Origin of the sequence: Paractinoplanes toevensis (assembly GCF_018332695.1) — a bacterium.
Taxonomy (GTDB): Bacteria; Actinomycetota; Actinomycetes; order Mycobacteriales; family Micromonosporaceae; genus Actinoplanes; species Actinoplanes toevensis.
Genome location: NZ_BOQN01000005.1, coordinates 45,606 through 66,002 on the forward strand (window position 1 = coordinate 45,606; position 20,397 = coordinate 66,002).

Consider the following 20,397-nt stretch of genomic DNA (forward strand, 5'->3'; position numbering starts at 1 on the left):
CTTCACGCGTACACCTCCTCCTGTGCCCTGGTCCTTTTGAACGCGATCGCCGAGACGAGTCCGACGATCAGGAAGATGAAGATCGAGATGGCGGCCGCGTAGCCGTACTGCGCACCCGACCCGCCGAACGCGAGCCGGTAGGTGTACGTGATCAGCAGGTCGGTGGCGCCGTTCATCGGGTTGTCGGCCGGGAACGGGCCACCCTCGCTGGTCAGGTAGATCGCGTTGAAGTTGTTGAAGTTGAACGCGAACGACGAGATCAGCAGCGGGGTCAGCGCCACCATGAGCAGCGGCAGCACGATCCGCCGGAAGCTCTGCCAGGCGCCCGCACCGTCGATCCGGGAGGCCTCGGACAGCTCGGCCGGGATGGCCTGCAACGCGCCGGTGGTCACCAGGAACATGTACGGGTAACCCAGCCACAGTTGGACCAGCAGCACCGCGAGCCTGGCCGTGCCGGCCTCGCCCATCCAGTTGACGTGCAGCCCGAACAGGTTGTTGATCAGGCCGAAGTCGGTGTTGAACATGTCCCGCCAGACCAGCAGCATGGCGAAGGCCGGCATCGCGTACGGCAGCACCAGCAGCAGCCGGTAGACGTTGCGCCCGCGCACCCTCTTCGAGTGCAGGGCGAGCGCGACCAGCATGCCGAGGACGAACGTGCCGCCGGTGGAGCCGAGCGCGAACGCGAAGTTCCACACCAGCGTGGCCAGGAACGGGCCGGAGATGGACCGGTCGGTGATCACCCGGGTGAAGTTGCTGAACCCGACGCCGACCTTCCAGCCCTGGGCCAGCCGCTCGCCGTCGGCCGCGACGAACGCGCCCACGGTCTCGTCGGCGGTCCAGGTATTGCCGGTGGCGGTGTCCCTGATGCAGTCGCAGGACTCGTCGTAGGCCCGGCCGGCCTTGCCCTCGTACGCGCGGGAGAGCCCGGACGAGCGGATCGCGCCACCGTCGACCGGCACGGCCAGGGCGGTGATCTCCCCGCTGCGCAGGCTGGCCTGGCCGGCGTTGAGGATCGTGTAGCCGTCGGCCGCGGTCACCTTGCCCGAGCCGGTGACGGTGGCGTCGTCGATCTTCTTCAGCCCGTCGGCGTCACCGGCCGAGACCTGTTTGGTGACCGGGTCGGTGATCAGGAAGACCAGGGGCCCGGTGGCGGGATCGCCGGTGGTCGCGACGCTCAGGGCGTACTGAAGGGAACCCGGCACCTGGGTGACCGACGCGCTCTCGATGGCCACGACGGCCTCGTCCTTGTTGCCGCGATGGCCGTCGCCGTAGTTCGTGAACGCGGTGCTCGCGGTGTAGAGGACCGGGAAGATCTGGAACGCGATGAGCAGCACGGTCCCCGGCGCCAGGTACTTGGCCGGGATGTGCCGCGGGGTGAGGTAGAGCCGGAGCAGCACGGCGGTGGTCGCCACGAGCAGACCGAGCCCGATCCAGGCCTCGTTGGCAACCAGCGGGAACGCGGCCCAGATCGCGATCGCCACGACCAGTCCGAGCAGGACGATCTTGACGATCCGGCCGGTCAGGCTGGTTCCCCTTTCCGGCGGCTCGCTCTTGCCGGGGGCGGGGAGGGCCCGCGTGGCGGGCCCTCCAAGCTGCGTGACCATTTACTTGATCGAGCTCGAGATGGTCTTGCCGGCGGCCTCGATGGTCTTGGCCGGGTCGGCCCCACCGATGATCGCGGCCTCGGCCTTGCCGAACGGGTCCCAGATGGCGGCCATCTCCGGGATCGCCGGCAGCGGGATCGCGTTCTTACCGGCGTCCTGCCACTTGGCCAGGTCCGGGTCGCTGCCCTTGACCTGATCGAAGGCGGCGGTCAGGGCCGGCGGGCGGGGTTCGGCGTTGTACAGCGCGACGGCCAGCTCCGGGGTGGTCACGTAGTTGGTGACGAACTCCTGGGCCAGGGCCTTGTTCTTGCCCTTGGAGGCGACGTAGAAGGTCTGCACGCCGAGGAACGGGGTGGCGGGCTTGCCACCGGCGAACGCCGGGACCGGCGTGATGTCGTACTTGATGCCGGCCTTCTTGACGTCGGTGATCGCCCACGGGCCCGAGATCAGGAACGCGCTCTTCTTGCCGGTGAACGTGGAGATCGAGTTGTCCGAGGTGATCGAGCGCTTGAGCGCACCCGATCCCTTTTCGCCGAGGGCGGCGATCTTCTTGAACGCGGCGACCGATTCCGGCTTGCCGACGCCGAGGTCCTTGGCGTCGTAGTCGCCGGACGCGTTGGTGCCGAACAGGTAGCCGCCGGCCGACGCGTACAGCGGGTACAGGTGGTAGGCGTCGCCGGTCTGACCCACCTGGAGGGCGAGGATCTCGGACGCCTTCTTCGCGGTCTTGAGCTTCTGGCCGGTGCTGACCAGGTCCTCGATCGTGGCCGGGGCCTCGGGGGCGAGGTCGGTGTTGCGGATCAGGGCGAGGTTCTCGGTGGCGTACGGGACGCCGTAGGTCTGGCCGTTGAAGGTGACGGCCTTCAGGGCGTTCTCCGCGATGCCGGACTTCTGCTCGCCGGAGAGCTGGACCGGGTCGATCGCGCCGTTCTGCACCAGGTTGCCGATCCAGTCGTGCGCGCCGACCATCACGTCCGGGCCGCTGCCCTGCTGGGACGCGGTGACGAAGGTGGTCTGCTGGTCCTTCGAGATGGCCTGGATCTTGACGGTCACGCCGTTCTCCGAGCCGAACTTGTCGGCGAACGGCTTGAGCGCGGCGGCTCGCTTGTCGTCGGCCCAGATCAGGAGCTCGCCGGCTTTCTTGTCGGCGGACGGGCTGGTGGCACTGGGGCTGTCGTCGCTGCCGCCGCAACCGGCGGCCAGCAGGGGAATGGTCATGGCGGCGACCACGCCCAGGGCACGGAGGCGCATATGAGTCTCCTGTCGTGATTTCCAGAAAGAGCTTGCAAACGGCGACAGCAATTGATCATCATGTGTCGGCCGTGTTGCGGGGACGTTAGCAAGCACTTGCAGAGAATGGAAGAGCTTGCAGACCCGGTCCGCGTTGCTACGGTGTGCGCCATGCGTGCACGGATGGCCGACATTGCCCGTCAGGCCCAGGTCAGCGAGGCGACGGTGTCGCGGGTCATCAACGGCCGCCCCGGCGTCTCCCATGAAACCCGGATGGCAGTGCTGACGGCACTCGACGTCCTCGGCTACGAACGGCCGGAACGCTTACGCAAGCGTTCCGCCGGTCTCGTCGGCCTGGTCGTACCCGAGCTGGAGAACCCGATCTTCCCGGCGTTCGCGCAGGTCATCGAGTCGACGCTGGCCCAGCAGGGGTACACCCCGGTGCTCTGCACCCAGTCGCCGGGCGGGGTCACCGAGGACGAGTACGTGGAAATGCTGCTCGACCGTCAGGTCAGCGGGATCGTCTTCGTCTCCAGCCTGTCCGCCGACACCGCCGCCGACCCCTCCCGCTACCAGCGGCTGCTCGACCGTCCGCTTCCGATCGTGCTGGTCAACGGCTATACGGAGACGATCGACGCGCCGTTCGTGTCGTGCGACGACCGGCTCGCCGGCGACCTCGCGGTCAGCCACCTGGTCGCCCTCGGGCACCGCCGGATCGGCATGATCTCCGGCCCGAACCGGTTCATCAACACCCAGCGCAAACTGGCCGGCTACCGCACCGCGATGGAGCGTGAGCTAGGTGTCAGCGACCCGGACGTCGCCCTCACCCTGTTCGGCGTCGAGGGTGGCGAGGTGGCCGCGGATCGCCTGCTCGCGCAGGGTGTCACCGGCCTGATCTGCGGTTCCGACCTGATGGCGCTGGGCGCGATCCGGGCCGCCCGGCGCCGTGGACTGCACGTACCGAAGGACGTCTCGGTGATCGGTTTCGACGACTCGCCGCTGATCGCGTTCACCGACCCGCCGCTGACCACGCTGCGCCAGCCGGTCGCCTCGATGGCGGTGGCCGCGTGCCGCGCGCTGATCGACGAGATCAACGGCCACGGAGCACCGCGCTCGGAGTACCTTTTCCGTCCCGAGCTGGTCGTTCGCGAGTCGACAGCGATTGCACCGAGCCGTCGCGAGCTGGCCCCGGCCTGAACAATGTGTTCGCAAGTTCTTTCAGGAATTGCACGAACGCCCATCGACTTTTTCGCCCCGGCCCGGTCTTAACCGGTTCGGCCGGTACCGACCTGCCACACTGATCACCATGGGTCTGTTCACGGTGGCGGAGGCTCGGGACGAACTGGCCCGGCTCCGGCCGGTGCTCGACGAGATCGTGGTGGTGCGGGCGGACATGGTGGAACTCTCCGCCGCACTGACCGGCGGCGGGCCACCCACGAGGCTCGGCGGGCTGCCGGAACGCAAGGCGGCCGAGGCCCGGCTCAACGAGCTGATGACCACGGTCCAGGAGACCGGCGCCGAGCTCAAGGGCGTCGCTCCGCTACTGGTCGATTTCCCGGCCGACCTGGACGGCGTACCCGTGCTGCTGTGCTGGTTGGAGGGTGAGACCGCCCTTGATTGGTACCACCGCCTCGACCTTGGGTTCGCCGGGCGGCGACGCCTGCCCTGAGGGGATCTAGGATGCTCCGCCATGGGGAGCAGCTATCAGACCGTGCTCGTGGCCGGGGATCTCGACGCGGTGGCGCTTTCGGCCGCACTTGTTCCGGTGGCGATTTCGGCCGTCCTTCTTCCGGTGGCCGAGCGGCGGTGGGCGGTGATTCCGCAGGACGACGCCGGGGAGCTGGCCCGGCTGCTCAGCGCGGCCTGCTCGGGATATGCGGCCGCGTTCGAGGTGTTCGACTCCGACGTGCTCTCGGTGACCGTCTTCCGGAGGGGCACGGAAACCCATGAGTACGTTTCGGACCAGGGCTTCGTGGTGGAGAACTGGGACGACGACGGCAACGAGATCCTCACCAACCTGCTGGGTCGCTCGTTTGCGGCCGGCGAGGAACTGCCGACCGGACCGGCCGGCGCCGACCCCGGGGCCTTCGCGCCGCTCGGCGTCGAACCGGTCGACCGGGCGGGGCTCGCGGCCGCCCTCACCGGCCCGGAGTCCATGGCCGAACAGCAGCACCACAGCATCCTGCACGCACTCAACCTCACGCCCGGGCCGCTGCAGATGGACTTCGAGGAAGCGTCGGCGTCGGACCTCGCGGTCATCGTGCCGTGACCGTTCTGGTCTGGCAGGACGGCGAGCGGGAACGGTGGCTGTCGCGGGCCGCGGCACTCGACCACGGCCGGGACGAACCGCACTGGGTCACGGCGGCCACCGGGGCGGACAAGTTCTCCGACCTGACGCCGGCGCAGATCTCCTGGCTGATCGGCAAAGGGCCCGAAGCGTCGGCGCGGGCACTTCTCGCCACCTCGCTGGTGTCGCGGCATCGGCAGCGGATCGATCTGGGGCAGGTGGCGGTCGCGCGGTTCGGGTTGGACGCCCTCCCGCTCGCACTCAGCGAAGCCGGCGAGAGCGCCGACCGTCTCGGGGTGCTGATGCTGCCGTTTCGCGGGCCGGAGGCGGCGGTTCTGGTCGCGGGATGGCTGCGGCATCTCGGGTCGGCGCGGCTGTGGGCGCGGCTCTGGCTGGACCGGCACGCCGAGGAGGCGGTTCGTGTGCTTACCCCGGCGGCGGACGGGCGCCCGAGCCGGGCACGGCAAAATGCCGAGGACGCGCTCCGCTACCTGGCCGGCTCCGCATCTGCCGGTGCTGCGGCGGGCGGCGCTGCGGCGGGCGGCGCTGCGGCGGGCGGCGCTGCGGTTGGTGCTTCGCTTCCTGGGCGGAAAGGGAAGCTGCCTGGCTGGGCTCGGGCGGGGCGGCTGCCGGAGATTCGGCTGTGCCGGGGTGGGACCATGCCGGCGGGTGACGTCGAACGGCTGATCGGTGCGCTGAGTCGGTCGCGCCTCGCGGACGCGCCGGAACCGGCACCCGGCTCTCCCGATGACGGCGGCCGGCCGGTGGTCGTCGAGTCTTCGGCGGCCGCGCAGCCGATGGTGGCCGCGGCCGAGCCGGAGGCGGCGGAGCTGATCGCGGGCTGCGACCCGGCGAGCCTGGCCGAGTTCGGGCGGGCGCTGTTCGACGAGTGGCTCACCGACGAGATGCCGGCGTCGGAGGCGTGGGTGGTGCCGGCCCAGGCGCACGTCGGCGACGACGCCACGATGGACCGGCTCGCGCCGCAGGTCCGGTCGTGGCCGGCCCGCAGCCGGTGGGCGCGGGCCATCGACGGGTACGCGGTGCTGGCCACGGGCGGTACCGACGTCGCGCTGCGGCACCTGCTGGCGATCGAGGAAGGCATGTCGGGCGGGCCCAACAACGAACGGGCGATCGTCTACCTCACGCAGGCCGCCGCCACGCGTGGGCTGACCGTCACCCAGCTCGCCGACCGGCTGACCGTCACCCACGGCCTGGACGCCGGGATCACGCTCGATTACGGCCCGCGCACGTTCACCGTGGTGACTGACGATCAGCTCACGCCGTACGCCATAGATGCCGGAGGGCGCCGCCTGGCGCGCCCACCGAAGCCGGGCGTCAAAGACACCGATCCCGAGGCGTACCAACGTTTTCTGCGGTTGAAAAAGGATCTGCGGTCGACCGCGGTGGCCCAGATCGCGCGGCTGGAACGGGACATGCTCGCGCATCGGCTCCGCCCGGCGAGCGACCTCCGCGCGGTCCTGCACCCGCACCCGATCCTCGGGCCGCTCGTGCGGCGGCTGCTGTGGGGCGAGTACGACCGGGAGAAACGCCTGGTCCGGACACTGCGGATCGCCGAGGACGGCAGCTTCGCGGACATCCACGACAGCACCGCGACCGTCGATCCCGGCGCGCAGCTCGGCATCGTGCACCCCGCCGAGCTGGGCGATGATCTGGCCGACTGGGCGCAGATCATCGCCGACTACGAGATCCTGCAGCCGTTCGCCCAGGTGAACCGGCCGATCGTGGTGCTGACCGGGGCCCAGCGCGCGGCGACGAGCCTGCCCGGTTTCGGCCCGCTGCCGACCGACCGGGTCGCCGCGCTGGAGAACCGGCAGTGGTACGGGAACGGCTTCCTCTCGGCGAGCCGGGTGCACACCCAGCTGGCGCACGGGTTACCCGGCGGCCTGACGCTGCTGATCGAGCTGGACCCGGGCGTGTCGGCGTCGGGCTACCAAACGGCCGACAAGCAGCAGATCATCGAGATCTGGGTCGACGAGACGTGGTCCGACCATTGGCAGGTCGCCCGGCGCATCCCGCTCGGGGCCTGCGACGCGACCGCCCTGTCGGAGCTGCTGGTCGAGCTGCACGCACTCACCACGACGTGATCATCCTTCGACCGAGCCGCCGTCCGGCTCGATCGCGGCCGCCGGCCTGGCGTCCCGCTTGATCACCGTTCGACCGGGCCGCCCTCCGGCTCCATCGCGGCCGCCGGGCTGCCGTCTCGATTGATCTCGGCGGCCCACTGGCGGGCGGCCGCGTCGGCCGCCGCCCGGCCCTCGACCCATTGGCGATGCATGTTGGAGCCGTGCGGGCCGTCCGGCATGTAGGCCACCACCAGCCACCGGCCGTGGATCATCCGCGCGGGCCAGATCACCGCGGTGGCCAGCGGAGCCACAACCCACTTCAGAGCCACCAGGCCAGCACCGGAACCCCGACCGCGATCGCCCGCGGCCCATCCGTGAACTCGAGGAGCTCGAGGACCTTCACACCGGGACGCCAGGCAAGCCGTCTCCGCCCGACCCGCCACCAGACCCACTGCCCGGACTCCGACCGGACCGGCACCAACACGTCCACATGGTGATCCACAGTGTCAATCGGGTCGGCCACTCATCGCCGGGCGAGAGGTGCCAACAGCCGCCGGCAACGTTGCGGGTCCTCGGTGAGACCGGCGGTAAGCCCCCAGAGCCAGTAGTCGACGGCGCGGAACACGACCCAGTCCCGGCCGTGATCGCGGTCGACCCCGGCCGCATCCGCCATCGACCGAAAATGTCGGAGTATGTCGCCCTCGTCGTCCATCTCGTCGATCCGCGTCCAGAGAATCCGCGCGAGATCGTAGGCGATGTCGCCGCGCATCAACACCGGATCGACCGTCAGCCAGGGCTCCCGCTCACCCCGAAGAACCTGGCCGGAGTGCAGGTCGCCGTTCACCGCAAGCCGAGATTCGGTACGCGACAGGCGTTCCCCGGCCTCGAACGCCCGGACCAACGTGCTCTCGGGGAAGGGCCGGCCGCAGCGTTCCCACTCCCCCGGCAACGCCGGCATCCTGGCCGCAACGACATCGACGGTGCGCGGCACATGCTCCGGAGCCGGAACAGCCAGGCGACGCATCATCCGGCCGAGAAGGGGCATCGCCTCCGCAACCGGCAGACCCTCCAGCGAAGCATCCATGGCGAGCCGCTCGAGCAACATGACGCCGCCCTCGACGTCGGCATCGATCAGCCGAACCGTCCCCCGGCCGTCCCAGAACCGCAAGGCTTCCACCTGCGCGGCGACCGCGGCCCCCGGCGGCGTCAGCCTGAGCACGAGGAATTCACCGGCACGGACAACCGGAACGACCGCGGCGTTGGAACCATGGGCCATGCCACCGGTGACCGCGAGCTGCCAGCGGTCGCAATAGGCGCGGACGAGCCGGGGTAGCGCCTCCAGCCATCCCGTGCCTTCGCGCCACCAGCGCGGCATGTCCCGAAACGACTGCGGGACGACGACAGCAACCGGTGCGGGCCCGCCACCGTCCGCACGCCCCATCAGCCCAGGCTAGCGAAGAGCAAAAGTCCTGCGACAGAACGGAAAATGCTGATCACACTTGTTCGGTGATCGAACCGGAGCCGAGCGAATCGGACTACCTGCGACAGCTGGAGCTGGCCGCCCGCGATGTCGTGCACGCAGCGCAGGACGAAGGCTGGCAGACCTACGGGCCAGACCCGGACGAGGCTACGTCCCTGCACCGAGCGGTGAACGAGCTGGCACGCCACATACGACGCATGCACTTCGACGGCGACGGCTGCGTAGAGGACCGCCCCCTCCAGCATCTGGGCGGCGCCGCCCTGATCGCGCCGAGCACCGACCCAGCCCAGCAAGCCAACTATCTGGCCGGCTGCGACCGACTAGGCGTCGAAGCCCGAGAGGAGGGGTGGGCACTCTGGTACACCTGGGACGAGAAGGCCCGCGCCCACACCATGGTCACCACCGCCGTGGACACCACCCGCGCATTACTGCAGAGCTGGGCGGCCGGCCACGACCTCCATCCCGCCCAGCCACTACGCGCGCAGATAGCCGCAGTAGTCAGAGGCTGGCCCGGCCCGGTAATCCTGTCACCCAGCCACGCCAACAAGATCGGCCTGACCGGACGCTGACCGAGACAGCCGGCCCGAACCCACGGTGTCCGCATCCGCCAACCGAGACAGCCGGCCGAACCTACGGTGTCCGCGTCCGCAAAGCGAGCCTGCCCGGCCGGACATTGTCGCCGCTGCCGACATCGTTCGCCCACACTCCCGACGATGCCGGCCCGAAGCCGAATTCCTCCCTCCCCTTCCCGAGCGGATGGCACCGAGCAGTGCCCAACAGCGGACTCTGACGCTCTGGTGATGAGTCTCATCGCCCGATGTCGGCCACGGCGGCGCTCTCGTGGTGGACCGGCCGTTGCCGGTGACCCGGCAAGACTCGCCGAAAGCGGTGCGGCCAACTGGTCTCACCGCCCGGGCATGCGTAGCGCGGCAGCCGGATCTGGGTGGTGTCCCGGCAGGGGGATGTCGGCTTTGTTCGTCGCACCCTGCAGGTCCATCACTGCTGGGACCCAGTCCGGAGCGTCGACTCGCGATGGCCTGCACCATCCCCGCGGCCCGCACCGTCCCCGCCGCCCGCACCGTCCCCCGCACCATCCCCGCGGCCCGCACCATCCCCGCGGCCCGCACCATCCCCGCGGTCGGTGGGATGCGCCCGGTGCGCAGGATGTGCCTGCGTCACTGCTGCGGTCGGCCGCGCGGACTCGACCGGGGCGGCGGCATCTGCCGGGTGTCTGGGCTCGGCGTGCGTCGCGGCTTCGGCCCGGCATGCGGAGGCCGACCGGCTGGCGAGGCCGGGTGGCTGCGTGCCCTGTGGCGGCAGGCCGCCCTCGGTCGGGACGTCGCTGCCCAGCGCCGGCCGCTGGACCAAGGTCGCCTCCTGCGGCCAGATCAGCGGCGGCACCGGCTCCGCCTCATCGTGCAGGCCCAACTCGGCACACTCACGGCTACAGCCGTGCATGCGGACTGCTTGAGCGCGTGCCGGCGAGCGAGTCCCCATCGCCGGTGACGGGCATGCTCACGGCGAAATTCGTCTTTCCCCGGCGAATAATTACGCGCTTTCGTACGGTCCCGCATAGCGGCAGTCGCCGGCCGGGTGAATAGCTGAAGCTGCTGGTACCGCATGCACATATTCTCCCGCGCCCCTAACCGCGCTCGCTAAGAAACGATCATGCCAATCTCGGATGCCATCCAGACCAACAAATCAGTTGCATGACCAATCAAAGAAACAATTCACTACCAGGAGACGAAGCAACTCGCATGCCTCATTGCGCTCACCGCGCGGCGTCCAAACGGGCCAGTCGGTCGGGCAGGTCACGAACCGGAAGTCGCTGTCGGCGTGTCGGGGCAAAACCGGACGCGGTTACTCTTCCCTGGTGGGTATTTCCTCGCACCTGGCTCGGCTGCGGGCTGTGATCGGCCACGAATTGGTCCTGCTGCCGTCGGTCTCGGTCATCGTCGTCGACGATCACGGGCGGCTCCTGCTGGTACGTCATACCGGTGACCGGGACGCGTGGGCGGTGCCGGGTGGCGCGGTCGACATCGGCGAATCCCCAGCTCAGGCGGCTGTGCGTGAGATCCGCGAGGAGACCGGCCTCCAGATCGGCCAGGTGCGGCTGCTGGATGTACTCGGCGGCACCGACTACGAGGTGACTTACCCCAACGGTGACCAGGTCGCCTACGTCACCGCCGTCTACCAGGCAGGCATCGCCGACGGGAACCCGGCTCCCGACCAAGAAGAGATCAGCGAGCTGGGCTGGTTCACCCCCTCGCAGCTCCCCGATGTTGATCTCAATCGGTTCACCCGGGCGCTACTGCACGCCACCGGCCACCTCGCCACCTGACACCGTCGCCGCAGCGCCCAGGTTCGGGGTCGAGCAGGCTCATCGAAGCAGGAAGAAACGCAGCACGCCGGGTGCATTCAGTTCGTCGTGCTCAATTACGCAAATAGGCTGGTGCTCCCGCCATGCCGGTGGTGTCGGGGACCTGTCGGGCGTTACGGAAACCGGGCCTACCAGATATAGGGGATTAGCCGGGCTCGGGTCGCGGCGAACTCTCGGTAACGGTCGCCCAGGGCTGCGGTCAGGGCTCGCTCCTCTATCCGCAGGCGGTAGAGCAGAGCTACCAGGGTCAGGGTCACCGCGCCGGCCGCGCTGAGCCAATTTCCCCACATCACGCCGGCGCCGGCCAGGGCGAGCAGCAGGCCGGTGTAGCTCGGGTGGCGCAGGACCCGGTAGGGGCCCCGGTCCACCACGGTCTGGTCTTCGCTGGTCTTCACCACCACGGTGAAGTAGCTGCCCAGGGTCGCGAACGACCACCAGCGCAGCAGCAGGCCCAGCAACCCGACCGTCAGCCCGAGGGTGAACACCGGCCCGCCGCCGCCGATTACCGCGCCGGGGGACACCGCCCGGCCGATGGGCAGCATCAGGATGGCGGCGAAGAACAGCAGCCGGAACGCGATCTCGGCCGGCAGGTCGGCGCTAGCCGCGCCGCGGCGCAGGCGGAACGCCTGCACCAGCTCGCCGGCCGCGAAGGCGGCGGCGGCGACCACGAACGCCGTGCGGGCCGGGCTCGACAGTTGCTCGTACGGCACTGGCATGCCTGCGAGTGTCGTCGCAGCACGTCACCCTGGACAATCCCGTTGACCTGAAGTTCGGTTGAGGTCGCAGGATGGTCCGGTGACGATTACGGACGAGGCGCGGCGGGCGCTGGAGCGACAGCAGACCGTGGAGATCACTACGACGGGGCGGCGGAGCGGGCGGGCGCAGCGGATCGAGACGTGGCGCTATCGGGCGGCCGGGCGCTACTGGTTGACCGGCAGCCCGGGGCGGCGGGACTGGTATGCCAACGTGCTGGCTCATCCCGAGTTCACGCTGCATCTGACGGATCGGGATCTGCGGGTGCGCGGGCGGGCGGTGACCGATCCGGACGAGCGGGCTCGGGTGTTCGGCGAGATCGTGCCGGGGCTCGGCTGGGCCGGAAGTTTGGAGAGCTGGCTCGCCGGAAGCCCGCTGGTGGAGATCCAGTTCGGGTGAGCCAGGGAAGACTGAGCCGGGCGAGGCTGAGTCAGGGGATGTAGTCCTGCAGCCGGGCCGGAGTGAGGCCGGCGTCGTGGATCGCCTTGAGTACGGCCAGGAAGTCGTCCACGAAGCGTGGGCGGAAGTGCATCAGGATGATGTCGCCGGGCTGCACCTGGTGGCCCTCCTGGAAGAAGACCTTGCCGTGGTCGGTGGTCTCCTTCCAGAAGAAGGCCGCCCTCATGCCGCAGTCGTGGGCCACCCGCAGCGTGGTCGCGTCGTGCGTGCCGCCCGGTGGGCGGAAGAGCACCGGGCGGCGGCCGTAGTACTGGGCCAGGCGGTCGGCGCCGCCGCAGATCTCGTGTTTCTGGAAGGCGTACGAGCGGCCCTTGAGGTTGGGGTGGCTGATCGTGTGGTTCTCGATCACCGCGCCGGACTCCTGCAGGGGCTTGAAGTAGCCGGGGTCGGACTTGATGGCGTTGATCTCCAGGAACAGGGTGATCGGCACATGTGCGGCCCGGAAGAGCTTCAGCGCCAGCGGGTCCTTCGACCAGCCGTCGTCGATGGTGATGAACGCGACCTTCTGGGTGGTGGGGATGCGGTTGAACCAGCCGGCTCGGCCGTCCGTCGGCAGCGTCACCGGGATCGGTGCGGGCGGCGCCGGGAACTTCGGCACGCGCGGGCGGAGCGACGCCGGTAGGTCGCTGAGCGCATCCGGCGCACTCCGTACGGGGCTGGACTGCTCGGCGGCGGTCCGGGGCATGCTGCGATCGGCGCATGCGGCGGCCGCTCCCAGGATGGCCACCAGCGCGGCTATGACAGGTGCTGCTCTCATCGCGTACGTCCTCCCCGTCGGTGGATCTTGTTCTTCCTGACGGGTGCGGCCGGGCGGGGCGTTGCGGATGCCCAGGAATCTGACAAGAACCCCACAATTCATCCTGTCTCGCAGGACACATTCGGGGTCGAAATATCGAGACCGACCGCTCGGTTGTGGCAGGCGATCACCCTGGAGGTCAGCCATGAAGAGCGGAATCCACCCCGATTACCACACCGTCGTCTACCGCGACCGGAACGCCGACTACGCGTTCCTGACCCGCTCGACCGCCGCGAGCACCAGGACGATCGAGTGGACGGACGGCAACACGTACCCGGTCATCGACGTCCAGATCTCGGACGCGAGTCACCCGTTCTGGACCGGCCGCAGCCGCGTGCTCGACACCGCCGGCCGCATCGAGAAGTTCCGGGCGAAGTACGCCAAGTTCACCAAGTAAGCAGCGACGAATCGGCCGCTTCCCCACCGGGGAGGCGGCCGATTTTCGCACCCGGACCAAGCGTCGAAGGCGGGGGCGGGCGGGCCGAGCCGGTTGTCGGGACGGGAACTCCAGGCGCCGGTGGCTTCCTCGAAGGCGAAGTAGGAGGTTGATGTCAGAGCAGTGGGGTGTCGTGCCGGTCGTAGCGGAGGATCGACCGGTACTCGCCGCCGCCGTCCTGCTCCCAGGACCGCAACCGCCTGTGGATCTTCTCGGCTTCCTCGGCGGAGGACGCGGCGATCGCGAACCGGCCGTTGCCGAGGTCCTCGACGATGGCCTCCGGAAAATCGGTCAGATCGGGTACGCCGGGCCGCACCGCGAAGGTGACCCGGCCCGAAGGGCTGAGCACTTCACCGACGTACCCGCCGAGGCCGTCGATTTTGACGATGTCGCCCAGAGCCAGCCGCATCTGCAGGAACGGCACGCAGCAGATCTCGGCGGTGGCCGCGTCGATGCGGCGGACCGCCAGTTCCTCGTCCCACGGTGACTGTCCGGGCACCAGGATCAGGGTCCGGACCGTGGCGTCGGCCCGGTCCGGCCAGGCCGGAGCCGGGTGGACCAGGGTGCGGCCGGTCGCCGGCCGGAGCGGCTCGTCGTTCCGGTGCCGGGCCCAGTTCCATGCGGTGACCAGCACGATGACGATTCCGGCGAAGCCGACGGGCTGGTACCAGTAGCGCCAGGCCGCACCGGACACCAGGCCGGGGCCGGCGGCCACGGTCGGCCGGGCCGGATCGATCCACAGGGTGACCTGCTCGCCGGCGCCGGGCGGCAGGCCCCAGCCGATGTCGAGCAACTCGGTGCGGTACAGACGGGCGTGGAAGACGTATTCGACCCGCAGCATCCGGAAGTGCCGGCCGTGCGAGCCGTCGACGTAGGCGTCGACCGTGGTGTGCGCGGCCCGGATGTCGTCGGCCCGCTGGTGCAGCGACAGCAGGCCGAGCGCACCGGCGCCGAACAGAGCGATCCCGGCCAGCAACCGCCAGAGAGTGCCCACCTAGGCGGCCAGCGGGTCGGCCAGCAGGGTGGCGAACCCCAGGTCGGCGGCGCCGAGCAGGGTCGCGTCGTCGGCCAGGGCGGACAGGCGCAGGGACGCCCGCTCGCGGGAGACCGGCACGGCGTGCTGGGCTATCCGGGCGGCGACCTGGGGCGCGGCCACGGCGTACACATCGCGGAGCATGCCGCCGAAGATGACCGCGCCGGGGTTGAAGAGATTGATCAGGTTGGCCACGCCGATGCCCAGCCAGTCGCCGATCTCGGCCACCGCGGCGCCGGCCGACGGGTCGGTCAGCACCGCCCGGACGGCGTCCCGGCCGGCCTCCCCGGGTGGCCGGCCGGCCGCGGCCAGCAGGGCGTATTCGCCGGTCTCGGCCTCCAGGCAGCCGCGTGAACCGCACAGGCACGGGCGGCCGTCGACCGGGTTGACCAGCATGTGCCCGACCTCGCAGCCGTAGCCGCTCTCGCCGCCCAGCAGCTTGCCGCCGACCAGGATGCCGCCGCCCACGCCGACGTCGCCGTGCAGGTAGATCAGGTCGTCGACGCCGACACCGGCGCCGCGTTCGTGCTCGGCCAGCGCGCCCAGGTGGGCCTCGTTGCCGACCGCCACCGGCAGGCCGATGCCCAGCGCCTTCGCCAGCTCGGTGCCGAAGGCCTGGTCCACCCAGCCCATCTGCGGACCGTACCGAACGGTGCCGTCGCCGGGGCGGACCATGCCGCAGTAGGAGGCGCCGAGGCCGGCGCAGACCGTGCCGGGCGGCGCCGCGTCGAGCAGGTCGCGGCCCATCGCGGCGAGCCGGGCCACGACGGTGTCCAGGTCGACGCCGGCCCGTGAGCGGGGCGCCGACCGGCGGTCCAGGATCGGGCCGCCCAGGCCCACCCGGGCGGCGGACAGCCGGTCCACCGCCACGTCGAAGGCGAGCACGAAGAACCCGGGCGAGGGCCGGACCATCAGGGATGGCCGGCCCGCGCCCGTCGTGCCGGCCGGGAGCTCCTCGCGCACCAACCCGGCGCCGGCCAGCTCAGCGGTCAGCGCCAGGATGGTGCTGCGATTGACGCCCATCCGCTCGGCGAGGGCGGCACGGGAGAGCGGCCCCGCCACGTGTACGTGGTGGAGCAGCGCGCCCAGGCTCGATCGGTGTCGGTGCATGCCACTGACAACTTAGGCGCTATTCGCCAGACGGTGCAGTGAGTGTCACGCCGAGACCGACCGGGGTGCCGAAATTGGGGGTGCCGTCCGCGTTCCAGGTGAACTTCTGCGCCCGCGTGGAACGGTTGAGATCGCAGTTGCCGCCCGAGTTCGTGGTGGCGTGGTAGACGATCCAGTCCTCGGTGCCGTCCGGTGACTTGAAGAAGCCGTTGTGGCCGGGGCCGTAGACGCCGGCCGCGTTGTTGCGCTGGAACACCGGGGTGGACGACTTCACCCACGATGACGCGTTGAGCGGGTCACCGCCGTTCCAGGTGAGGATGCCCAGCTTGTAGTCGGGGGTCGAGCAGTGCGACGCGGAGAAGACGATGAACGTCTTGCCGCCGTGCTGGAGCACCTCGGCGCCCTCGTTCACGGCACCGCCGACCGTCTCCCAGCTGTAGGTGGGCGTGGACAGCAGGTGGCGGGTGCCGGCCGCGGTCCACGGGTTGGACAGTTCGCGGATGAAGTTCGGCTGCGACCCGTTGTAGAACGTGCCGAGCAGGTAGAGCTTGCCGTTCAGCTGCAGGATGCTCGGGTCGAGCTCCCAGGTGTTGTCGGCGGTCGGGTCGAGCAGGTCGGCCTTGAACGAGTAAGGCCCCATGGGGTCGGTGCCGGACGACTCGAGCACGTGGATGCGCTGGGTGCCCAGGTTGTACGGCTCCTGGCCGGCCACGTAGTAGAAGTACCACTTCCCGTTGATCAGGAAGAACTCCGGTGCCCACATGGTGCCGGCGCCGTTCGGCCTGGTCAGCGTGAAGATGGTCTGCTCGGTGGCGGAGGCGAGCCCGCCCAGGGTGGCCGACTTCCGCATCGTGATCTTGTTGGTCCAGGTGGTGGTGGCCAGGTAGTAGAAGCCGTTGTAGTAGGTCAGCCACGGGTCCGGGCCCTGCACCTTCAGCGGGTTGGTGAAGGTCTTGGTGGTGCCGCCGCCGGTGGGGTAACCGGCCAGCCGCCAGACCCGGCCCGCGTCGGTGGTGCACGGCAGCTGCACCAGGCCACTGCCGGTGGCGGCGGTGGCGATGCACTTGCTCGAGTGGACGGCCGCCAGCTGGAACGTTCCGGTGCTCACCACGCGGAGCTGGAAACGCTGGTTGTCCTGCGTATTGCAGGGCCACTGGATGATCTGCGCGTTGTCGGCCGTGCTCACGCCGTACACGTCGATGCAGTTGGTGTTGCCCGGGGTGTTGATCGTGTAGATGTCCGAGGTGGACGAGATCGGTGTGAGGGTGAACGCCGCCCCGCAGGTGGCCTGGGTGAGCTGGAGGCCGGCGGTGGACGCGCCACCCGGGACGGTCACGCAGTTGCCGGTCGAGGTGCTGGCGATGGTGCTGCTGAAGGTGGTCGCGGCCTCGGCGCGGGCCGGGGCCAGGAGGCTGACGAGAAGAGCCGCGGCGAGGACGGCCGCGCCCTTTCTTTTCCGGTTTCGGAGCATGGGGGATCCCCTCGCTTCAGGACGGGAAGCCGGGCGGGGAGTCACCGGCGAAAACCTTTTCAGGACGGTAACAGCGCATCCAGCGGCTTCGATAGAGGCGATGTGCCCCGAAAGGTTTTCGGTTCCCGGTGTCGCGGGATCTCCGCGATACTGGGTCACCGGCTGGGGAGGTCGATGTGGAGGACGCGTGGCAACTCGCGGTGGTCGCGGGTCCGCCCGGCGATGCGCGCGACGCGGCGATCCGCCGGCTGAGCACGCCCGCCGGTTCGCCGGTGATCGTCGAACTGAGCGTGGACCTCGCACGCGATTACGCCGCGATCGACCTTCTCCTGTCCTCCGCTCAGCGGGTCCTGATCGTCACCGAGTTCGACCCGGGCGAGGTGCTGAGCCGGTTCCGCGAGTGGCCGACCACCACCGTCGTGGTGGGCCCGGTCCGCCTGCCGCCTCCCCTGGCCGAGCCGGTCCAGGGCTCCCCGCTCGACGAAGACGGTCTCGAAGCCCTCGATCCCTGGGAGCAAACCTGGGGCGGGACCGGGCGGCGGACCACGCCGACGACGTTCCTCACCCGGGTGGCGGGCGTCGCGGTCGCCGACGGGGCCGGGCGCGCGGTGACCGGCGGCCTCCCGCCGGGAGTGCCCTATCTCGTACGGGTGGGAATCGGCGACTGGCGACCCGACAGCATCCTGCCCCGGGATACGCCGGCGTTCCCGGCGTCACTGCTGCCGCCCGATCGCGACGGCTGGTGGTTGCGGGCCGTGCTGTCCCGCGCTGCCGAGACGATCACCGAGGGAGCGCTGTTCCTCCCCCGCACCGGCGAGGGATTCGCCTGCACCTGCACCCCCGGCGACCCGCACACGTGCGCCCCGGACGACCGATCGTTCTGGCTGGACCTCGCGGCGGTCGCGCCCCGGCGCCCCGAACCGCAGCAGGTGCAGCTCGCCCTGCACCACGGCGCGACCACCGTGCAGATCTTCGAGATCACCCTGGCGGTGGGCGACGGACCGGCGCCGGTCGCCCGGGCCATCTACACGCTGACCAAGGAGTTCGACGACCTCGGCCGGTTCGGCGGGCGAGACGTGTCCATCCAGGAGGGCTCGCTCCGGGATGGGCGACACTATCTGCTGGTCAACGGCTCGGACGGGGAGCGGGTGGGTTCGGTGTTGTCCGACGCCCAGGCCGGCAACGCGGCCCGGCTGCTGCGCTCCACACTGTTCGACCGGCAGCTCGCGGGCAACCGCACACTCTACGACCGGCAGTTCGGCAAGTCCCGCGACGACTACCTGACCGACCTGTGGACGATGGCGCGGGTCGGGGCGTCCGTACACCTCGGCCTTTTTCCGGACGCCGCCGACCGGGACGCCCTGCGTTCCGCGCTGGCGCAGGGCGACGGGCCGGGGCGCATCCAGGTGGCGCTGGCCGAAGGCTCCCGCGCGGTCGTGCCGTGGCAGCTCGTCTACGGGCTGCCGATCGCCGACCGCGCCTACGTGTGCCCCAGCGTCGACCAGTTCGGCCCCGGCAGCGGCGGCACCGACGTGCCCGACCGCTGCCCGCACGCCGACCGGCACGACCAGCCCAACGGGACGCTCTGCCCGTACGGCTTCTGGGGTCTCGCCCACGTCCTCGAGGTGCCGCCGTCCAGCACCCGGATGACCCTCGCCGAGGCCACCGGCGAAAACCCGCCCCCGGTGGTGGTGGCGGCCCGCAACGACACCCTGCCCGGCACCGACTGGGCGGCGCAGCGGGCCGCGCTCGACCTCATCGACCGGGCCTGCGTCGTCACCACCGACACGAAATCGCTGCGCGCGGCCCTGGTCGAGGGGGCCGACCTGCTCTACCTGTACTGCCACGGCCGGGAGGTCACCGGCGGCGGTGTCGCCCTCGACTTCGGCCCGGGCGGGGTGCTGCTGCCCGAGGACCTGGCCGTCTGGGCCGACGTGTCACCGCGGATCCGCTGGGCGCGGCGCCGGCCGCTGGTCGTGCTGAACGGCTGCTTCACCGGGGCCCGGCTGCCGGAAACCCTGGCCGACTTCGCCGCGGCGTTCGTGCAGTCGACCGGGGCGGCCGGGGTGCTGGCCACCGAGGTGGTCATGGAGAGCGGGCTGGCCGCACACGTGATGAGCGCGTTCGTCACGGCGTGGCACACCGACCGGCGCGGGGTGGGTTCCGCGATGCGCGACGTGCGCTGGCAGTTGCTGGCGCGCGGCAATGTGATGGGGCTCGCGTACTCCCCGTACTGCGACGCCGACCTGCGACTTCCCTAGGGGCTGGTAGTGGTCGTCCTGAATATCGGCAGTGTCTGCTTCGGACTGGTGATCGGCTTCATCACCTACCGCACCCTGGTCCACACCAACGACAAGGCCAGCATCTCCGACCTGGCCGCGGTGATCGCCGCGGTCGGCGGCGGCGCGGTCACCGCACTGTTCCCGGAGGGCACCGAGGCGTTCGGCTACTACGCCATCGGGTTGGCCGTGGGGGTCGCGGCCTATCTGGGGATCGCTCTGAAGGCGGGCAAGGATCCCCTGGTCGTGCTGAGCGCACCCGACTCCGCCCTGCCACCCGGTGGCGGCGGCCGCCCCGACGACCCCGGGCGGCAGGTCTAGACACCTTTCGGGGCCAGGGTCGCGCGGAGGGCGAGTTGCGCCGGCCGGGGCCGCGTGCCACGGGAGTGAGCCGGCGCGTACCGAAAGATCTTTAGCGGCAGTCGATGTCGGGGTTCTCGGACGCCAGCTCGCCGGCCGGGTTGGGCTGGTAGAGCCACACGTGCAGGTCGTAGTGGACGGGCATCGGTGGCACGCCGGGTGGCAGCGGGTGGCCGGCCATCGGGCCGTCGAAGGGGTGGCCGAACAGGGTGGGCCGGTCGTCGGCGGTCCGGGCGTTGCCGTCGGCGTCGGCCTTGAAGTACTCCAGCGCGGCCAGGCGAACGGCACCGCCGGCCGCGGGCGCGTAGACCAGGATCTCCGGCTGGGTGGGGTCGATGTTCAGGTCCCCGGCCAGCGCGGGTTTCGTGTAGTGAAACCCCATGCCCGGCACGCAGTCCCGGGTCGGCCGGTAACCCGCGGCGATCGCCCGCCGGACGTCGCGGAATCGACCGGTGGCCTCCACCAGCACCGCGCGCTGGGCGCCGGTGAGGCGAGCCGTGGTCGGCGTCCGAGCTTCGGCGGGCGTCACAACGGCGGCGGAGGCGCAGGCCGCGGCCAGCACTGCGGTGACGTACCGGCGGACGACCGTGCTGCCCATGCGGAATTCCCTTCGACCGGAATACCGGACGTTCCGG

At 70.3% G+C, this 20,397-nt stretch carries 21 protein-coding genes; 10 read left to right on the forward strand and 11 right to left on the reverse strand.

The features are described from left to right. Positions 1–2: 2 nt before the first annotated feature. Positions 3–1,604, reverse strand: coding sequence for an ABC transporter permease subunit (locus Ato02nite_RS02150; RefSeq protein ID WP_213004617.1), 1,602 nt, complete (start codon positions 1,602–1,604; stop codon positions 3–5). Beyond that, complete coding sequence (locus Ato02nite_RS02155) at positions 1,605–2,855, reverse strand: sugar ABC transporter substrate-binding protein (RefSeq protein WP_213004618.1); 1,251 nt, start codon at positions 2,853–2,855, stop codon at positions 1,605–1,607. 150 nt (positions 2,856–3,005) lie between these two features. On the opposite strand from Ato02nite_RS02155, the gene Ato02nite_RS02160 reads away from it, so the two are divergent. The 4 genes from Ato02nite_RS02160 (at position 3,006) to Ato02nite_RS02175 (ending at position 7,226) form a co-directional block, all read left to right on the forward strand. Then, positions 3,006–4,031 (forward strand): LacI family DNA-binding transcriptional regulator, encoded by a 1,026-nt coding sequence (locus tag Ato02nite_RS02160; RefSeq protein WP_213004619.1) that lies wholly within the window; start codon positions 3,006–3,008, stop codon positions 4,029–4,031. Between the two features lie 109 nt (positions 4,032–4,140). Further along, the gene (locus tag Ato02nite_RS02165; protein ID WP_213004620.1) at positions 4,141–4,503 is read left to right on the forward strand and encodes a DUF2203 domain-containing protein; all 363 of its coding nucleotides are present in this window, start codon (positions 4,141–4,143) and stop codon (positions 4,501–4,503) included. 21 nt (positions 4,504–4,524) lie between these two features. Next, positions 4,525–5,103: a hypothetical protein gene (locus Ato02nite_RS02170; protein ID WP_213004621.1), complete on the forward strand. Its 579-nt coding sequence runs from the start codon at positions 4,525–4,527 to the stop codon at positions 5,101–5,103. Further along, positions 5,100–7,226, forward strand: coding sequence for a DUF4132 domain-containing protein (locus Ato02nite_RS02175; RefSeq protein ID WP_213004622.1), 2,127 nt, complete (start codon positions 5,100–5,102; stop codon positions 7,224–7,226). Before Ato02nite_RS02170 ends, Ato02nite_RS02175 begins: the two co-directional genes overlap by 4 nt. A gap of 62 nt (positions 7,227–7,288) precedes the next feature. Here the strand turns inward: Ato02nite_RS02175 and Ato02nite_RS02180 are convergent, their stop codons facing one another. The 3 genes from Ato02nite_RS02180 to Ato02nite_RS02190 are packed head-to-tail and all read right to left on the reverse strand — an operon-like array spanning position 7,289 to position 8,646. Continuing rightward, positions 7,289–7,534 carry a hypothetical protein gene (locus tag Ato02nite_RS02180; RefSeq protein WP_213004623.1) on the reverse strand — a complete coding sequence of 82 codons (246 nt, stop codon included), beginning with the start codon at positions 7,532–7,534 and terminating at the stop codon, positions 7,289–7,291. Continuing rightward, the gene (locus tag Ato02nite_RS02185) at positions 7,525–7,689 is read right to left on the reverse strand and encodes a hypothetical protein (RefSeq protein ID WP_213004624.1); all 165 of its coding nucleotides are present in this window, start codon (positions 7,687–7,689) and stop codon (positions 7,525–7,527) included. The genes Ato02nite_RS02180 and Ato02nite_RS02185 overlap by 10 nt, the downstream gene beginning before the upstream one ends. Before the next feature lie 39 nt (positions 7,690–7,728). Continuing rightward, complete coding sequence (locus tag Ato02nite_RS02190; RefSeq protein WP_213004625.1) at positions 7,729–8,646, reverse strand: aminoglycoside phosphotransferase family protein; 918 nt, start codon at positions 8,644–8,646, stop codon at positions 7,729–7,731. 65 nt (positions 8,647–8,711) lie between these two features. Here Ato02nite_RS02190 and Ato02nite_RS02195 point away from each other — a divergent pair, with 65 nt between their 5' ends. Further along, positions 8,712–9,254 carry a hypothetical protein gene (locus tag Ato02nite_RS02195; protein ID WP_213004626.1) on the forward strand — a complete coding sequence of 181 codons (543 nt, stop codon included), beginning with the start codon at positions 8,712–8,714 and terminating at the stop codon, positions 9,252–9,254. 1,304 nt (positions 9,255–10,558) lie between these two features. After that, complete coding sequence (locus tag Ato02nite_RS02200; RefSeq protein WP_213004627.1) at positions 10,559–11,026, forward strand: NUDIX domain-containing protein; 468 nt, start codon at positions 10,559–10,561, stop codon at positions 11,024–11,026. A gap of 167 nt (positions 11,027–11,193) precedes the next feature. Here Ato02nite_RS02200 and Ato02nite_RS02205 read toward each other — a convergent pair whose 3' ends face one another. Further along, a complete protein-coding gene (locus Ato02nite_RS02205) occupies positions 11,194–11,781 on the reverse strand; it encodes a methyltransferase family protein (RefSeq protein ID WP_213004628.1) in 588 nt (195 codons plus the stop codon). Between the two features lie 79 nt (positions 11,782–11,860). Here Ato02nite_RS02205 and Ato02nite_RS02210 point away from each other — a divergent pair, with 79 nt between their 5' ends. After that, positions 11,861–12,217 carry a nitroreductase/quinone reductase family protein gene (locus Ato02nite_RS02210; RefSeq protein ID WP_213004629.1) on the forward strand — a complete coding sequence of 119 codons (357 nt, stop codon included), beginning with the start codon at positions 11,861–11,863 and terminating at the stop codon, positions 12,215–12,217. 31 nt (positions 12,218–12,248) lie between these two features. Here the strand turns inward: Ato02nite_RS02210 and Ato02nite_RS02215 are convergent, their stop codons facing one another. Continuing rightward, entirely contained in the window at positions 12,249–13,034 is a 786-nt protein-coding gene (locus Ato02nite_RS02215; protein ID WP_213004630.1) for a polysaccharide deacetylase family protein, read from the reverse strand. 184 nt (positions 13,035–13,218) lie between these two features. Here Ato02nite_RS02215 and Ato02nite_RS02220 point away from each other — a divergent pair, with 184 nt between their 5' ends. Next, positions 13,219–13,470 carry a type B 50S ribosomal protein L31 gene (locus Ato02nite_RS02220; RefSeq protein ID WP_213004631.1) on the forward strand — a complete coding sequence of 84 codons (252 nt, stop codon included), beginning with the start codon at positions 13,219–13,221 and terminating at the stop codon, positions 13,468–13,470. 154 nt (positions 13,471–13,624) lie between these two features. Here the strand turns inward: Ato02nite_RS02220 and Ato02nite_RS02225 are convergent, their stop codons facing one another. Genes Ato02nite_RS02225 through Ato02nite_RS02235 form a run of 3 tightly spaced genes read right to left on the reverse strand, consistent with a single transcriptional unit; the run spans position 13,625 to position 17,123 of the window. Next, on the reverse strand, positions 13,625–14,503 hold the full coding sequence (locus Ato02nite_RS02225; RefSeq protein ID WP_213004632.1) for a DUF4265 domain-containing protein: 879 nt from the start codon (positions 14,501–14,503) through the stop codon (positions 13,625–13,627). Beyond that, the gene (locus tag Ato02nite_RS02230) at positions 14,504–15,652 is read right to left on the reverse strand and encodes an ROK family transcriptional regulator (RefSeq protein ID WP_213004633.1); all 1,149 of its coding nucleotides are present in this window, start codon (positions 15,650–15,652) and stop codon (positions 14,504–14,506) included. A 19-nt stretch (positions 15,653–15,671) separates the two neighbouring features. Then, entirely contained in the window at positions 15,672–17,123 is a 1,452-nt protein-coding gene (locus Ato02nite_RS02235) for a family 43 glycosylhydrolase (RefSeq protein WP_213004634.1), read from the reverse strand. 176 nt (positions 17,124–17,299) lie between these two features. Here Ato02nite_RS02235 and Ato02nite_RS02240 point away from each other — a divergent pair, with 176 nt between their 5' ends. Both Ato02nite_RS02240 and Ato02nite_RS02245 read left to right on the forward strand, forming a co-directional pair. Continuing rightward, a complete protein-coding gene (locus Ato02nite_RS02240; RefSeq protein WP_213004635.1) occupies positions 17,300–19,384 on the forward strand; it encodes a CHAT domain-containing protein in 2,085 nt (694 codons plus the stop codon). Positions 19,385–19,393: 9 nt separating this feature from the next. Further along, positions 19,394–19,723, forward strand: coding sequence for a hypothetical protein (locus Ato02nite_RS02245; RefSeq protein WP_213004636.1), 330 nt, complete (start codon positions 19,394–19,396; stop codon positions 19,721–19,723). Positions 19,724–19,814: 91 nt separating this feature from the next. Here the strand turns inward: Ato02nite_RS02245 and Ato02nite_RS02250 are convergent, their stop codons facing one another. Continuing rightward, the gene (locus Ato02nite_RS02250) at positions 19,815–20,360 is read right to left on the reverse strand and encodes a hypothetical protein (RefSeq protein ID WP_213004637.1); all 546 of its coding nucleotides are present in this window, start codon (positions 20,358–20,360) and stop codon (positions 19,815–19,817) included. Positions 20,361–20,397 lie beyond the last annotated feature (37 nt).